This window comes from Synechococcus sp. MIT S1220 (assembly GCF_047303025.1).
GTDB lineage: Bacteria > Cyanobacteriota > Cyanobacteriia > PCC-6307 > Cyanobiaceae > Parasynechococcus.
The window spans coordinates 425,239-440,107 of record NZ_CP138939.1 but is presented as its reverse complement, the minus strand read 5'-3'; the positions used below and the strand labels follow the sequence as shown (position 1 = coordinate 440,107).

Annotated in this window: 16 protein-coding genes; 12 read left to right on the top strand and 4 right to left on the bottom strand. The window is 58.1% G+C overall.

The annotated features are described in order from the left end of the window. Positions 1-102: 102 nt before the first annotated feature. The 8 genes from SIB64_RS02180 to SIB64_RS02145 all read left to right on the top strand — a co-directional run bounded on the left by SIB64_RS02180 (position 103) and on the right by SIB64_RS02145 (position 7,011). Entirely contained in the window at positions 103-279 is a 177-nt protein-coding gene (locus tag SIB64_RS02180) for a hypothetical protein (RefSeq protein WP_413441702.1), read from the top strand. 165 nt (positions 280-444) lie between these two features. After that, positions 445-747 carry an urease subunit gamma gene (locus tag SIB64_RS02175; RefSeq protein ID WP_413441701.1) on the top strand — a complete coding sequence of 101 codons (303 nt, stop codon included), beginning with the start codon at positions 445-447 and terminating at the stop codon, positions 745-747. 10 nt (positions 748-757) lie between these two features. Beyond that, positions 758-1,078, top strand: a complete 321-nt coding sequence (locus SIB64_RS02170) for an urease subunit beta (protein ID WP_413441700.1) — start codon at positions 758-760, stop codon at positions 1,076-1,078. Between the two features lie 3 nt (positions 1,079-1,081). Then, on the top strand, positions 1,082-2,791 hold the full coding sequence (gene ureC / locus SIB64_RS02165) for an urease subunit alpha (RefSeq protein ID WP_413441699.1): 1,710 nt from the start codon (positions 1,082-1,084) through the stop codon (positions 2,789-2,791). Beyond that, positions 2,788-3,546 (top strand): type 1 glutamine amidotransferase, encoded by a 759-nt coding sequence (locus SIB64_RS02160; protein ID WP_413441698.1) that lies wholly within the window; start codon positions 2,788-2,790, stop codon positions 3,544-3,546. The genes ureC and SIB64_RS02160 overlap by 4 nt, the downstream gene beginning before the upstream one ends. Positions 3,547-3,668: 122 nt before the next feature. Next, complete coding sequence (locus tag SIB64_RS02155) at positions 3,669-5,141, top strand: circularly permuted type 2 ATP-grasp protein (protein ID WP_413441697.1); 1,473 nt, start codon at positions 3,669-3,671, stop codon at positions 5,139-5,141. Next, positions 5,135-6,130 carry an alpha-E domain-containing protein gene (locus tag SIB64_RS02150; RefSeq protein ID WP_413441696.1) on the top strand — a complete coding sequence of 332 codons (996 nt, stop codon included), beginning with the start codon at positions 5,135-5,137 and terminating at the stop codon, positions 6,128-6,130. The genes SIB64_RS02155 and SIB64_RS02150 overlap by 7 nt, the downstream gene beginning before the upstream one ends. Next, on the top strand, positions 6,103-7,011 hold the full coding sequence (locus tag SIB64_RS02145; protein WP_413441695.1) for a transglutaminase family protein: 909 nt from the start codon (positions 6,103-6,105) through the stop codon (positions 7,009-7,011). Before SIB64_RS02150 ends, SIB64_RS02145 begins: the two co-directional genes overlap by 28 nt. Before the next feature lie 11 nt (positions 7,012-7,022). Here the strand turns inward: SIB64_RS02145 and SIB64_RS02140 are convergent, their stop codons facing one another. After that, on the bottom strand, positions 7,023-7,526 hold the full coding sequence (locus SIB64_RS02140; protein ID WP_413441694.1) for a redox protein: 504 nt from the start codon (positions 7,524-7,526) through the stop codon (positions 7,023-7,025). Between the two features lie 147 nt (positions 7,527-7,673). Here SIB64_RS02140 and SIB64_RS02135 point away from each other — a divergent pair, with 147 nt between their 5' ends. Then, entirely contained in the window at positions 7,674-8,027 is a 354-nt protein-coding gene (locus SIB64_RS02135; protein ID WP_413441693.1) for a hypothetical protein, read from the top strand. Further along, the gene (locus SIB64_RS02130; RefSeq protein WP_413442829.1) at positions 7,993-8,418 is read left to right on the top strand and encodes a carbonic anhydrase; all 426 of its coding nucleotides are present in this window, start codon (positions 7,993-7,995) and stop codon (positions 8,416-8,418) included. The genes SIB64_RS02135 and SIB64_RS02130 overlap by 35 nt, the downstream gene beginning before the upstream one ends. Positions 8,419-8,436: 18 nt before the next feature. Here SIB64_RS02130 and SIB64_RS02125 read toward each other — a convergent pair whose 3' ends face one another. Both SIB64_RS02125 and SIB64_RS02120 read right to left on the bottom strand, forming a co-directional pair. Further along, positions 8,437-9,483, bottom strand: a complete 1,047-nt coding sequence (locus tag SIB64_RS02125; RefSeq protein WP_413441692.1) for a GTP 3',8-cyclase MoaA — start codon at positions 9,481-9,483, stop codon at positions 8,437-8,439. Then, a complete protein-coding gene (locus tag SIB64_RS02120) occupies positions 9,480-10,058 on the bottom strand; it encodes a molybdenum cofactor guanylyltransferase (protein WP_413441691.1) in 579 nt (192 codons plus the stop codon). The genes SIB64_RS02125 and SIB64_RS02120 overlap by 4 nt, the downstream gene beginning before the upstream one ends. A gap of 277 nt (positions 10,059-10,335) precedes the next feature. Here SIB64_RS02120 and SIB64_RS02115 point away from each other — a divergent pair, with 277 nt between their 5' ends. Both SIB64_RS02115 and SIB64_RS02110 read left to right on the top strand, forming a co-directional pair. Then, a complete protein-coding gene (locus tag SIB64_RS02115) occupies positions 10,336-11,877 on the top strand; it encodes a NarK family nitrate/nitrite MFS transporter (protein ID WP_413441690.1) in 1,542 nt (513 codons plus the stop codon). 89 nt (positions 11,878-11,966) lie between these two features. Then, complete coding sequence (locus SIB64_RS02110) at positions 11,967-14,198, top strand: molybdopterin oxidoreductase family protein (protein WP_413441689.1); 2,232 nt, start codon at positions 11,967-11,969, stop codon at positions 14,196-14,198. Here SIB64_RS02110 and SIB64_RS02105 read toward each other — a convergent pair. Continuing rightward, on the bottom strand, positions 14,179-14,643 hold the full coding sequence (locus SIB64_RS02105; protein WP_413441688.1) for a nitrate reductase associated protein: 465 nt from the start codon (positions 14,641-14,643) through the stop codon (positions 14,179-14,181). The two genes, SIB64_RS02110 and SIB64_RS02105, sit on opposite strands and share 20 nt — an antisense overlap. Positions 14,644-14,869 lie beyond the last annotated feature (226 nt).

The window sequence follows — 14,869 nt, the reverse complement described above, 5'->3', positions numbered from 1 at the left end:
TTTGTAGTTGTTGCTACAAAACCTGCTAAAGTGGTCTCAACTAGAAAGTAAGCCATGTCCTGGGAACAATGTCTCTTCAGCAAGTTGATCGAAGCTTGTGAGATGGAGTGGATACCCGAAGCAGATGCTCTCTATGGCGAACATCTGGGGACCATGAAAAATCCAAAAGAATTAAAACAATTGATCTACCGCCCTTCAGCCAAAGATCATCTGCTTCAAAGAGATCATCGCTTACTACAAAAGTGTAAGCAGCCCAGCCAAGCGAGAAAAAGAACTTAAGATTGATCTCTGAGCCGCAACAAAAATATCCCTTCACAACCGAACAGCTAAATTTATTCATGTCAATTCTTTACTGTCCAGCATTCGCTGGCGAAGTGGCATTCGTTCACAAAGAACTGCTTTTGGGTTCTGCTCAAGGCAAAGTGTGATTGTTCATAGTTATCGATGCACCTCAGTCCCCAGGAAAAAGACAAGCTCTTGATCGTGACCGCAGCACTGCTTGCGGAACGCCGACTCAATCGCGGGTTGCAGCTGAATCACCCCGAAGCGGTGGCATGGCTCAGTTTTCTTGTTCTCGAAGGTGCCCGCGATGGCAAAAGCGTGGCCGAGCTCATGCAGGAGGGAACCACCTGGCTGCAAAGAGATCAGGTCATGGAAGGCGTGCCCGAGCTCGTAAACGAGGTGCAAATCGAAGCGGTTTTCCCTGACGGCACGAAGCTCGTCACCCTTCACGACCCAATTCGCTGAAGAAGCACTGATGGCACCCCTGATTCCCGGCGAACTGCTTCCTGAGCCAGGTGAGTTGGAACTCAATTCCAATCGCCCCGTCACCACCATCACCGTTGCCAACAGCGGCGACAGACCGATCCAGGTGGGGTCCCATTTCCACTTCGCGGAAGCCAACGGAGCCCTCCAGTTCGATCGGGTCAGCGCCCGCGGCCAGCGTCTGGACATTCCCGCCGGCACCGCCATCCGCTTTGAACCCGGTGACAGCCGGGACGTGAACCTGATTCCCTTCGCCGGCACCCGTCGGGTGGTCGGCTTTAACGGCCAGATCAACGGACCCCTCGACGCCTGACCCATGCCCTATCGCATCTCCCGCCAGGCCTACGCCGAGACATACGGCCCCACAACAGGCGATCGCGTCCGTCTCGCTGACACCGAATTGGTCCTTGAGGTTGAGAAGGATTTCACCGTCTATGGAGATGAAGTGAAATTCGGAGGCGGCAAGGTGATCCGCGACGGCATGGGTCAGTCCCAGGCCCCTCGCACCGCTGGAGCCGTCGACACCGTGATCACCAACGCCCTCATCCTTGACTGGTGGGGAATTGTGAAAGCGGATGTGGGCCTAAGGGACGGCCGCATCGTGGGCATCGGCAAAGCCGGAAACCCCGATACCCAAGAAGGGGTAACGATTGTTGTTGGGCCTGGAACCGAGGCGATTGCTGGCGAGGGCCACATCCTGACGGCCGGCGGCATCGACACCCATATTCACTTCATCTGCCCTCAGCAAATCGAAACGGCTCTGGCCAGTGGTGTCACCACCCTGATGGGTGGGGGAACCGGCCCAGCCACCGGCACCAATGCCACCACCTGCACCCCCGGCGCTTTCCACATCGCTCGCATGCTTCAGGCCGCTGAGGGCCTGCCGGTGAACCTGGGCTTCTTCGGCAAAGGCAACGCCAGCACTCCCGAAGCTCTCGAAGAGCAGGTGCGTGCAGGGGCCTGCGGCCTCAAGCTCCACGAAGACTGGGGCACCACACCTGCTGCCATCGATGCCTGCCTTTCGGTCGCCGATCGCCTGGATGTGCAGGTGTGCATTCACACCGACACCCTTAACGAAGCCGGCTTCGTTGAAGACACCATCGCCGCGATCAAGGGGCGCACGATCCACACGTTCCACACCGAAGGTGCCGGCGGCGGCCATGCGCCAGACATCATCAAGATCTGCGGCGAAGCCAACGTGCTGCCGAGCAGCACCAACCCCACCCGGCCTTACACCCGCAACACGCTCGAGGAGCACCTCGACATGCTGATGGTGTGCCACCACCTCGATCCAAAGATTCCCGAGGACGTGGCGTTTGCTGAATCTCGGATCCGTCGCGAAACGATCGCCGCCGAAGACATCCTTCACGACCTTGGCGCCTTCTCGATCATCGCCAGTGACTCCCAGGCCATGGGACGGGTGGGTGAAGTGATCACCCGCACCTTCCAAACAGCCCACAAGATGAAGGTGCAAAGGGGTGCTCTGCCAGAAGACTCAAGCCGCAACGACAACCACCGCCTGAAGCGCTACATCGCCAAGGTGACGATCAATCCGGCGCTGGCCCACGGCATCAGCAGCGAAGTCGGATCGATTGAAACCGGGAAACTGGCCGATCTGGTGCTTTGGAAACCCGGTTTCTTTGGCATCCGTCCGGAATTGGTGCTGAAGGGTGGCTCAATCGTGTGGGCGCAGATGGGTGATGCCAACGCGTCAATTCCCACCCCCGGCCCCGTGCACGGACGGCCGATGTTTGGCGCCTTCGGTAAAGCGCTCGCCCCAAGCTGCCTCACCTTCGTGAGCGCCGCGGCCATGGACGCCGACATCAAGGCCCAATTGGGGCTTGAACGCACATGTCTTGCGGTGAAAGACACACGCAACGTGGGTAAAAGTGCTCTGAAACTCAATTCAGCCTTGCCCAACGTGAGCGTTGACCCGCAGACCTATGAAGTGTTCGCAGACGGAGAGCTGCTGACCTGCGAACCCGCCGAAGTGCTGCCCCTGGCCCAGCGATACCTCCTGCTTTGAACACAACCCTGCTGGTCATCCAGCACATGGATCGCGAGGGGCCCGACCAGATCGAGACCCTCGCCCGGCAGAGAGGCATGGCGATTCAAACGCTCCGGCCAGACAGGGGTGACCCCCTACCCCAACCAAGGGATTGCCCAAACACGATCGCCTTGGTGCTGGGAGGGTCAATGGGGGTCAATGAGCGCAACCAAGCCGAACTGGGCTGGCTCAAGCTCGAACTCGAATGGCTCACCACTTGGCACCGACAGAAGAAGCCCGTAATCGGCATCTGCCTCGGTGCCCAGATGCTGGCCGTGGCTGCAGGCGGATCGGTCGAGCCGCTGGAGGCGGGTCATCCGCCACACCCGCTGAAAGAACTAGGCTTCGGCGCCATCCATTGGGTTGTCAACCCCAACGACGAACCTCTTCTGGAGGGCCTCCACCCAAGTACAACAGTGCTGCACTGGCACGGCGATCGCATCCGTCTGCCGAAAGATGCCCGATTGCTGGGATCCTCATTGCATTGCGCCGAGCAGGTGTTCCGCGTCGGGCGGCATGCCATCGGCCTGCAATGCCACCTTGAAATCAGCGGCCCGACCCTGGAGCGATGGATTTCCGAAGATCATGCGTATGTCGTCAGTGCTCTCGGGCCACAAGGAGCCGTTCAACTGAAGAGTGACTGGACCGCTTTCGGAGAGAGAACCATCCGACAGGGCCAAAAACTGCTGACGAACTGCCTGGATGCGTTGAACTCGCCAACCCAAGTTCCGTAGCCCAGACAACCAAAGATCACTATTCAACGGATGGGCACGGGTCACGATGCCGCATTCCGTAGCAACAACAACTCGGAAGCAACTGGCTGAGTTTTTACATGCACCTCAACTGAGGTTGTCAGGTGTTCACTGACTACAAACCATCAACCGGTTACGACGAATATTTCTCTACAGAACCAACTTCACCCCGCGACAACTTGGCTCCATTGCTGTCCTCACTCGGACAGATGGGTCTAGCTGAATTGAACCGCAGTCATGCGTCGGCCAGCAACCTGCTGCGCCGGCTTGGAGCAACGTTTCGCCTCAACGACTCCGGCGTGAACGGTGGTGAACGGATTTTGCCTTTTGACCCATTACCGCGCTTGATCAGTCAAAGCGATTGGTCCAATCTCGAGCGGGGCTTGATTCAACGGCTTGAAGCCATTGATTGCTTCTTAGCGGACATTTACGCCGATCAGAAGATCATCAACGACGGTGTCGTCCCGCGGGAAGACGTGGAGAGTTCGCAGGGGTGGAGACCACAGATGCAAGGCATTCAGCTTCCTCTAAACCGTTGGTGCCACATCTCCGGCCTGGACCTGATCCGTGATGGGCAGGGCACCTGGCGCGTGCTTGAGGACAACCTGCGCTGTCCGTCAGGGGTGGCCTACTTCCTCGAGAACAGGCGAGTGATGAAACGGCTGTTCCCGACGCTGTTCGCCGGACGCACTGTGCAGCCCATCGACGATTACCCATCCCATCTGCTGCGCACGCTTCAGGACCTGGCCCCCTGGTCCGACCAGCCACAGGTGGTGCTGCTGACTCCCGGCGTCTTCAACAGTGCCTACTTCGAGCACAGTTACCTCGCTCAGCAGATGGGAATCCCCCTTGTGGAAGGACGGGACCTGATCTGTGAGGAGGGCCGTGTCTGGATGCGCAGCACCAACGGGCTGAGGTCGGTGGATGTGATTTACCGACGCATCGATGACGATTTCCTCGATCCCCTGGTGTTTCGAAACGACTCGATGCTCGGCGTCCCAGGGCTGGTCAATGTCTTGGTGAAAGGACGGGTTGCCATTGCCAATGCCCCTGGAACTGGGGTGGCAGACGACAAGTTGATCTACGCCCACGTGCCTTCGATGATCCGCTATTACCTCAGCGAAGAACCGATCATCGAAAACGTTCCGACCTATCTGTGCTCACGGGAGGATGACCGTCAATTCGTGCTGGAGAACCTCGAGCAGTTGGTCGTTAAATCCGTCGCCGAGGCGGGCGGCTACGGGATGCTCATCGGCCCCCAGGCGAGCCGCTCCGAAATCGCCAGCTTCGATACGAAAATCCGCGACAACCCCCGCAATTTCATCGCGCAACCCACCCTGCAGCTCTCCACGGTGCCAGCACTCAGCGATGGAGAGCTGTACCCATGCCATGTGGATCTTCGGCCCTACGTGTTGCGGGGTGCCAGAGACTGGGTCAGTCCCGGAGGACTGACCCGTGTCGCTCTGAAACGGGGGTCCCTGGTAGTGAATTCATCTCAGGGTGGCGGCTGCAAGGACACCTGGGTCGTCAGCGACCAGGGGAAGCCGGCCCCGCTGTCCGGAGCAGTCTTGTGCTGAGCCGTGTTGCCGATTCCCTGTACTGGATCAACCGGTATCTCGAGCGAGCTGAAAACATCTCGCGCTTTCTTGAAGTGAGCGAAGCCATGGCCCTCGACTGCCCCCCTGGCAGTGCAGAACCTTGGATCACTCTGGTGGAGGTCACCGGTGATCGACAACGGTTTGATCAGAGCTATCCATCCGGACTTCCCAAGGACGTCATCCGCTTCCTCCTGCTGGACCGATCCAACCCCAACAGCATTGTGAGCTGTGTTGCGAGTGCCCGGGAGAATGCTCGCCAGATCCGTGATGTGATGACCACGGAGATGTGGGAACAGATCAACGATCTGCACTGGAGCCTTCAGGACGGAGAGGCGATCTGGAGCGAACCGGACCAGGAACAGCTGCGGACAATTCGACGTGGTTGTCAGATCTTCTATGGCATTACCGATGTGACGCTCAGCCGAGACCTGAATTGGCTGTTCAGCTTGCTGGGGCGACTGATTGAGCGAGCCGACAAGACATCACGGATTCTCGATGTGAAGTATTTTCTGCTCCTCCCGAGTCAGGAAGAGGTGGGTGGAGTCCTGGATGAACTCCAGTGGATTGCCCTGCTGCGCAGCGCGGGTGCTTACCAGATGTATCGCCAAAACAACCAACAGGCGATCCATCCCAGCACAGTGGCTCGTTTTCTCTTGCTGGATCCGAATTTTCCGCGTTCCGTTCGTTATTGCCTGCAGGGGATCAACGACACCCTGCAACAAATTAAACAACAACCCGTTCAGGGCCCACCCGATGATCTCGAATGTCTGCGCGGGCAGTTGTTAGCGCGATGGAGTTATGTGCGGATCGATGTACTCATTGAAAGGGGCTTGCATGAAGCCATTGATCAACTTCAAAAGGATCTCAATCGACTTCACAACCTTATTCACAAGCGTTATTTCACAACGACCGACTTCGGAACCACGCCCAACAATCCCGCATGCGCACTCTCATCATTCACCGCCTGACGTATGTCTATGACGCACCGGTGAGCCTGGGAGCGCATCGATTGTGCCTCAAGCCCCGTGGTCTGGGCTTCCAAAAGCTGCTGGAACATCAGCTTTCCATCTCACCCGAGCCAAGCCAGCAGCAGGAATTGCTGGCGGCCAGTGGAGATGAAATCCAACGGCTGAACTTTCTAGGAACCACCGACCGTCTGAGTTTTGAAGCCCGCAGTTGTGTGGAAACCCGCCCCGCTCCCGCTCTGCGGAGTTGCTTCAGCGGAGAGGAACCGACTCTGCCCTTCCCGCAGAACGGACTGAACCCTGATGTTCAGGGTGCCCTAGGCGGATGGCTGCCGAATGGCCAACACGAACCCTCTGTTGTCGACCTCGCTCAAGATGCGCTGATGGGCTGCAACCAGATGGCTTTGTCTTTTCTAAGGCAGCTGATTGAGCTGATTCAGGATCGAGTGAAATACACCCAACGTCACCTTGGTCCTGCCTGGCCAGCCGGCCGAACCTTGCGGGAACGGATTGGCTCCTGTCGTGATCTGAGCATGTTGATGGTGGCCTGTTGCCGCTGCGTTGGCCTGCCGGCGCGATTTGTCAGTGGATACCAGCTATCGGATCCAGCTCCTGAGCGCTACGAACTCCATGCCTGGACGGAGATTTATCTACCAGAAGCAGGCTGGCGTGGTTTCGACCCGAGCGCCGGTGGAGAAGTTTGCGATCGATATGTAGTGCTGGCGAGCTCAGCGACTCCTGAGCTCACGGCTGCGGTAAGCGGAACATTTTCAGGCCCCCGTGGAACAAAGAGCCAAATGACCTGGACGATCGAAGCCGAAATCGAAAACAAAACACCCAGCCCTGGGAGCACGCTGATTCAGGTCAACCAGCGTGAAGGTTGAGCCAACGCTGATCAGGCAGCCTGAAGCAGCGAGGCCGGAGCAACAACCTGAGCAACGGCCTGAGACGCTTCAGTCCAGACAGCAATGGCGGATTTCAATGCGGGAATGCGAGCACTGTTATAAACCCGGAATTCATTCTCCAATGAGATGAGAGGCTGCCGTTTGGCCTGGTTGATCACAACTGAGCCTTGAGAATCTGAAATCGAGCGGTGAAAAGTACCAGGTGGAATTCTGAGAATATCCCCACCACTCTCAAGCCTTACAACATGCACAGGATCTTTCCAATTGATGTTGACGAGAAAAAAAGTGCGGCCCCCACTGGCAGCGAGCAAATTATCCTCTTGATGTGGGTGCAGATAAAATTGCCATGCTCCCGTTCGTTCATCGTTGGGAGGACTGATTGCAGGACCAGTGTGAACAACAAGGTCCCTGGCATTCGAGGCTTCGACTGTGATGTCGAAGAAACGAACAGAGGGAGTGTCGCGGAAACGCCTGCATGGCAAACGTTCGAACATCGATTTCGAGCCCGTGGACTGAACTTCGGCTCGGTCTAAAAGTGTTGAGCAGATTCCACGGTTGTCGTTGCAACCCTTTGATGAAATTATCCGATCCATGTGAACAGTTCACCAAAGCGGCACATCCAAGCGGTCTGACTACGGTTGTTGCTGCTCAGGATCACAAACGCACGGCCCATGGCCATGGATCGACGGTCGTTTGTTCTGGGAACAAGCCTCACCTTGCTTGGCCTAACGGGCAATGCCAGATCGGTGCTGTCCGACAGCACGGAAACGACCCGATCGTGTCGTCCCATCGACCCACTCTTGGCTCTCCAAACGGGCGATGAACGCTTGATGGGAGCCTGGCAGAACCAGAACCGGGCCGAAACAAGAGCAGAGCGCTGCAGCCATGGCCAACCTCTGGCGGGAGAACTGCTTTTTGTCAGCCGAAGTGATCAGTTGAGGCCAGGCCCCCTGGGCCACGATCCTGACCTGTGCCGACTCCCACGTCGCCCCTGAATGGATCTTCGATGCGGCACCCAACAATCTTTTCGTCATCCGCAGTGCTGGCAATACCGCCTTCGATGAGGCGATCGCCTCGATGGAATACAGCGTTTCCATCCTGGGCTGCCCACTGATCATGGTGATGGGTCACAGCTCCTGTGGGGCCATCCAAGCGGCTCGGCGTCATGCCCCCCTCTCGCCTCTGCTTAAACAATTGGTGGAGCCGATCCGAGACACCCTCACACCCGAGCACAACCTGATGGAGTCGATTCAGGCAAACGCTCGCCAGACAAGCAGCCAGCTGACGCAGCGCAGCGAACTCATGGCCCTGGCCCACAGGAGCAGTCGCCTGAACATTGTGAGCAACTACTTCGACATCGCCAGCGGACAGGTGAGTCTGCGCTGAGCCATGGAGCCGACCCTCCTACCCACCCAAGTAAGCCATTTCAGGGCGGGAGCCTCGATGGCCATTGGCTTGACCCCTTTCCTCGCTGTAACGGTCGCTGCGGTGCCGCCACAGATCTTGCAGCGCTTCCCGTAAACCAATCTGATCAACTGCTGGCATCAACCAAACGCGAAGGTCCGTCCCCTGACTGGCGAACAAGCAGGTGTAAGCCATGCCATCCGCTGTGACCCGCAAACGATTGCAATCCCCACAGAACGGTTTGGTAATCGAAGCGATCACACCCACCACACCCCTCTGATCGCGGTACCGCCAACGAGACGATGTGCTGCCGGCAGCGCGGGGGAGCGGTTCAAGCGGCCAATGGTTCCCGATGAGACGCAGCATTTCAGCGGCAGGCATCACCTGCGCCACCCCCCAGCCATTGCGCTGGCCAACATCCATATATTCGATCAATCGCAGTTCAACCCCGAGCTCACGGGCCAAAGCAGCAAGGGGGACCACCTGGTCATCGTTAACGTCTCTCTGGATCACGCTGTTGAGCTTGAGCTGACCCTGCAGGGGATCAAAGCCGGCGGCCCGCGCACTGTTCAATCCGGACAACACCTGTTCGAACACCCGCGCTCCTGATCCCGGCCGCCCAGCCATCTGACCGACCCGCTCAGCATGGACTCCATCGAGACTGATGGTGATCCGATCCAAACCCAGACGCCGAAGCTGCCCGGCACGTGCCTGTGAAAGCAACATCCCATTGCTGGTCAATGCCACGTCCCGAAGGCGGCTCAGAGGATCCTGTGGATCGGCCCGACCGCAGGCAACCGCTTGGAGCAAAGGCTCCAGTCGATCACTGAGCAACGGTTCTCCACCGGTGAGGCGCAAAGAGCGAGCGCCCAGTTCACAAGCTCCCCGTATCACAGCCAACTGGGCCGACAACGTGAGACGAGCATCGCTTTCAGCGTTCGTCGGGCAGCAATACGTGCATGCCAAGTTGCATCGTGCCGTCAATGACAGGCGCAGAACGCCTAAAGAGCGATCCAACCGATCCGAGAGAGGAGAAAGCGTCGTCATCGATCCAACTCCGCCAAATCCTCCGGGCAATTGGCATTCAATAAGGCCGGAGCGGGAAGGGAGACCAAACGATGCGGCACACTGTCCAACCAGTGCTGCCATCGTCGATCCCCTCGATCGAGCTGTGCAAGCAAGGCCGGCTGATAAGGCTCCCCTGAAGGGTAAATGCCCAGCAAGGGTTGGCACCGTGTTCCATCGTGTGCGACCGCAGCACAGCTGACATCGGTCGCCCAGGCGTCCAGAAACCGCTGAAGCACTGCAGCATTCAAAAAGGGCATATCCACCGGAAGCACAAGCAAGGGCTGTCCGGGGCCCGCCGCCAAGACCCTGGCAAAAGCCTGCAACGGCCCCTGCCAGGGTCTGTTTTCCCTCACGAAAGACACGTCCAACCGCCCAGCGACAAGTCGACCATGGGCTGGATGACCACTCAGAACCATGACCGGCAACGACAGGGAGAGCAATTGATCAACAAGAGCGGTCAACCAAACGCCGCCACTTGGATGCACCAACTGCGCTTTGTCCGAACCCATCCGCCGACTCTGACCTCCACAGAGAATGCAGGCGCGAAGGGTCATGAACTGACTCAAAGTTGAATCAATGAATTGATCCAATTCTTTCAAATCCAAAAAAGTAAAAATTGATACATGCTTGACGCTTCGAAAATATCCACCACAAAAAGTGGACAATTAATTGTTCATTTCGAACCAAAAAAGGGCTTTTCGTAGCGAATCACACGAATTGATGCCCAGCTGACTTGTTTAATTAAGCCTCAATGGACGGATTTATTGAGCCGTCTAACCAAACCTCGAATGCTGCTTTTTTGAAGTTCGAGGCCCATTTTTCTCTCTTTTCATGCTTGGCGACCTCTGGTCTTTCCAGGGGAGATATCGAACTCTTCATCTCACCTGGATTGCCTTTTTCCTGACGTTCGTCGTCTGGTTCAACCTGGCTCCACTGGCCACCACCGTGAAAGCGGACCTCGGTTTGACTGTCGGTCAGATCCGCACCGTGGCCATCTGCAATGTGGCCCTCACCATCCCGGCCCGCGTGCTGATCGGGATGCTTCTGGACAAATTCGGGCCGCGGATCACCTATTCCTCGATCCTGGTCTTCTCAGCCATTCCCTGTCTGCTGTTCGCTTCTGCACAAGATTTCAATCAGCTGGTGGTGGCGCGTCTGCTGCTCTCCATCGTCGGCGCCGGATTCGTGATTGGCATCCGAATGGTGGCTGAGTGGTTCCCACCCAAGGAAATCGGCCTGGCTGAAGGCATCTACGGCGGTTGGGGCAACTTCGGCTCCGCTTTCTCAGCCCTCACCATGGTGGCCCTCGCCGGCTTCCTCTCTTTCTCCGGTGGTTTCACGTTGCCAACCGGAGCAGTTCTGAACTGGCGCGGTGCGATCGCCTTGACCGGCATCATCTCGGCCCTTTATGGGTTCTTCTACTTCTTCAACGTCACCGACACTCCCCCCGGAAAGACGTATCAGCGTCCCGCCAAGACGGCCGGCCTGGAAGTCACTTCCATGCGCGATTTCTGGGGTTTGCTGGGCATGAATGTGCCCTTCGCAGCCATCCTCTGCGTGCTGTGCTGGCGGCTATCAAAGGTTGGCTTCCTGACCCCGAGCACCTACCCCCTGGCCCTGGGTGCCGTCGCCGTCTGGTTCGCTTTCCAGACCTGGGGCATCATCCGCACCAACCGCGAGTTGATCTCGGGCACAAAGGTCTATCCCAAGGAAGACCGCTACGAGTTCCGCCAAGTGGCGATTCTCGAGCTCACCTACATCGTGAACTTCGGCTCCGAACTGGCCGTGGTCTCGATGCTCCCCACCTTCTTTGAAACCACCTTCGATCTGCCAAAGGCCACCGCTGGAATTCTGGCCTCCTGCTTCGCTTTCGTGAACCTGGTGGCCCGTCCTGCCGGAGGTCTGATCTCAGACAGCGTCGGCAGCCGCAAAAACACCATGGGCTTCCTCACCGCCGGTCTTGGCGTTGGCTACCTGATCATGAGCATGATCAAGCCGGGCACCTTCACCGGCACCACCGGGATCGCAGTGGCCGTGGTGATCACCATGCTGGCCTCCTTCTTCGTCCAGTCCGGTGAAGGGGCCACCTTCGCGCTGGTGCCCCTGGTCAAGCGTCGTGTGACCGGTCAGGTGGCCGGTCTGGTCGGTGCCTACGGCAACGTCGGTGCTGTGACATACCTCACGATCTTCAGCCTCCTGCCGATGTGGATGGGCGGCGGCGGCGAACCAAGCCCTGAGGTGATCGCAGCCTCCAACAGTGCCTTCTTCCAGATCCTGGGCGTGGCCGGTTTGATCGTGGCCTTCTTCTGCTTCTTCTTCCTCAAGGAGCCCAAGGGGTCCTTCGACGAACTGCACGAAGGCGAAACCGCCTGAGCCTGTTCACTTCGCAGGCTCGTTTCGTCCGCGTCTGCACAATGACCCGGGGCTGAAACCCCGGGTTTTTGTTCTTGCTTTTTTCTTGCATGACCGACCCCCCCCGCAGCACGCGCAGCCAATGCCCCTACTGCGGGGTTGGCTGCGGCCTTGAGCTCCTTCCACCAGCAGAAAAGGGCCGAGCCGTAAAACGCGATGCAGAGGGCACCCCGATGTGGACAGCCCGAGGCGACCGCCAGCACCCCTCCAGCCTCGGACAGGTCTGCATCAAAGGCGCAACGGTGGGCGAGACCCTGGCCATGGGACGAGTCGGTCATCCTCTCTATCGGAGCAAGCTCGATCAGGATTTCGAACCAATCAGCTGGGACGACGCCCTGGAGCGCATCACATCTCAGATTCGACAGAGCCTGAATAACCGTGGCAACGCCGATGCGATCGCCATGTATGGCAGTGGCCAGTTCCACACAGAGGACTACTACATGGCTCAGAAGCTCCTGAAGGGAGCGCTGGGCACCAACAATTTCGATGCCAATTCCCGGCTCTGCATGAGTTCCGCAGTGGCGGGCTACACCCGGAGCCTCGGCTCGGATGGTCCACCGTGCTGCTACGACGACATCGACCACTGCAGCGTGGCGTTTTTAGTCGGAACAAACACCGCCGAATGCCATCCGGTGCTGTTCCAGCGCTTGCTCAAACGCAAAAAACGCAATCCCAGCAGCGTCACGATCGTGGTGGTAGACCCACGCCGCACCGACACCGCCAAAGCCGCCGATCTCCATCTGCCGATTGCGCCTGGCACCGATCTGGCTCTGCTGCATGGCATCGCACACCTTGTGCTCCGGGAGAATGGACAGGACGCCACGTTCATCGACGATCACACCGAAAACTTCGATGCTCTGTTCGACGTTGTCGCCCGCTGGACACCACGGCGTGTAGCGCGCTTCTGCCACATCCCCGAAAAACGTCTGCGGGATGTGGCGCACCTCTTCCACCGCCGGCAACGCGTGCTGAGTCTCTGGTCCATGGGGGTGAACCAACGCCGTGAAGGCACGGCCGTTGTGGGTGGCCTAATCAACCTGCATCTGCTGACCGGCCAGATCGGAAAGGAAGGTTCCGGGCCCTTCTCGCTCACTGGGCAACCCAATGCCATGGGTGGCCGCGAAGCTGGTGGTCTTGCCCACCTCTTACCGGGGTACCGGTTGGTGAACAACGCCGGGCACCGGGCCGAGGTCGAACAGATCTGGGGATTTCAAAATGGCTCCATCTCCGCGACACCGGGCCTGGCTGCCTGGCAACAGGTGGAGGCGATGGAACGCCATGAGCTTGATCTCTGGTGGGTCGCCGCCACCAATCCCTTGGTCAGCATGCCGGACCTAGACCGGGTCAAAACCGCATTGCAGAACTGCCCTCTGGTGGTGGTGAGTGAGGCCTACGCAGATTCCGAAACCTCCCGTTATGCACACCTCGTTCTGCCGGCTGCCCAATGGAGCGAAAAGGACGGTGCGATGACCAACTCCGAACGCCGGGTCACCTTCTGTCCCGCCTATCGGCGGCGCCATGGCCAAAGCCGTCCGGACTGGGAGGTGTTCGCTGAAGTGGGACGTCGACTCGGCTTTGAAGCACAGTTCAGTTACAGCTCAGCCGCTGACGTCTACTTGGAATTCACTCGGTTGACGCAAGGGCGATTGTGCGATGTTTCCGGTCTCAGCCATGACCTGCTGAAGCGGGAAGGTCCTCAGCAATGGCCTTTCCCGACCAACAGCGAACCGACAACAGCATCGAAGCGGCTCTATGGCGATCACCACTTCCCAACCCTCAGCGGCAAAGCACGCTTCTGCAAGGAGCAACCACTCGGGCTGGCGGAACCCCCCTGCGATGCCTACCCCCTTGTGCTCACTGTCGGGCGCTACCTCGGGCAATGGCACACGATGACGCGCACAGGAAAAGTGGAGAGGCTCAACAAGATGCACGCCGAACCCCTCCTGGAAATCCACCCTGATGATGCCTTTGATCTGAAGGTGGTGAACGGTCAACTGGCTGCCATCAGCTCGCGACGCGGACATCTCACAGCACGGGCGAACGTGACCGATCGGATCAGGAAGGGATGCGTTTTCCTGCCGATGCACTGGGGCTTTACCCAGGAGTTGGCCTGTGAAGCGAACACCTTGATGCACGACCAGGCCTGCCCCATCTCCAAGCAGCCCGAGTTGAAGGCCTGCGCCGTGATCGTGGCGCCCGCTGTTTCGGTTGTGAAACCGATTGAGCACACAGGCAGAAAGCGCCAGGCCTTGAAGCGATTGCTCAGCCCAGCACTTCGCTGAATGCAGCGGCCAGGTTGTGGTGATCATGACCAGGACGAGCCAGCTTGCAGAGCGCGAATCGCTCCAATTCACTGATGGTTGTCCAGCGGATCAGGCTCAGATCCACGTCAAACCTCTCGGCTGCCTTTCCTAGCAACTGCGGCACAACGTCGTCAGATTGCCAGGGTTCGCCCTGGGCGGGAGGGAGATCTCTCGCCATGCCCTCCGGCATCAAGCGTGTACAGGTTTGAATGTGGAGCCTCAACTGCGCAAGAGCTTCAGAATCATCCCGCCAGTCGACCAGCTCCTGACGTTGCGGATGCGTGAAAGCCAACCAGTGACTGAGCTTCAGTTTGAGACCGATCAGATCAAGCTTGCGGCGCACACAAAGAGGAATGCAGCGCCAATTCCCAACGAAATCCTGCTCGAAGCGGAAGCAATGACTGGCCTGCGAGTTGGGTTCCATGGGAAAAGGCCTGAATAGTGTCAATCGTGACAACGAAACGGCTCAAGAGAAGAGAAGTTGACTTGGACAAATCGTTTTTAATTTCAAAGAATGCGCTTCGCGATATCGCTAGGGATGGTGTTAGGAATGGGGCATGGTTGGGTTGTCACCGAATTTCCTCAGCTTGCCCAGACGCGATGGCTTGAAGTTGTAGAGACCGTTAAATCTGATACAGATTTTTCTCCCT

Coding starts and splice junctions, on each gene's coding strand:
- SIB64_RS02180 (WP_413441702.1), top strand. CDS start 103: ATGGAGTGGATACCCGAAGCAGATGCTCTCTATGGCGAACATCTGGGG.
- SIB64_RS02175 (WP_413441701.1), top strand. CDS start 445: ATGCACCTCAGTCCCCAGGAAAAAGACAAGCTCTTGATCGTGACCGCA.
- SIB64_RS02170 (WP_413441700.1), top strand. CDS start 758: ATGGCACCCCTGATTCCCGGCGAACTGCTTCCTGAGCCAGGTGAGTTG.
- ureC (WP_413441699.1), top strand. CDS start 1,082: ATGCCCTATCGCATCTCCCGCCAGGCCTACGCCGAGACATACGGCCCC.
- SIB64_RS02145 (WP_413441695.1), top strand. CDS start 6,103: ATGCGCACTCTCATCATTCACCGCCTGACGTATGTCTATGACGCACCG.
- SIB64_RS02140 (WP_413441694.1), bottom strand. CDS start 7,526: ATGTTCGAACGTTTGCCATGCAGGCGTTTCCGCGACACTCCCTCTGTT.
- SIB64_RS02125 (WP_413441692.1), bottom strand. CDS start 9,483: ATGACGACGCTTTCTCCTCTCTCGGATCGGTTGGATCGCTCTTTAGGC.
- SIB64_RS02120 (WP_413441691.1), bottom strand. CDS start 10,058: ATGACCCTTCGCGCCTGCATTCTCTGTGGAGGTCAGAGTCGGCGGATG.
- SIB64_RS02115 (WP_413441690.1), top strand. CDS start 10,336: ATGCTTGGCGACCTCTGGTCTTTCCAGGGGAGATATCGAACTCTTCAT.
- SIB64_RS02110 (WP_413441689.1), top strand. CDS start 11,967: ATGACCGACCCCCCCCGCAGCACGCGCAGCCAATGCCCCTACTGCGGG.
- SIB64_RS02105 (WP_413441688.1), bottom strand. CDS start 14,643: ATGGAACCCAACTCGCAGGCCAGTCATTGCTTCCGCTTCGAGCAGGAT.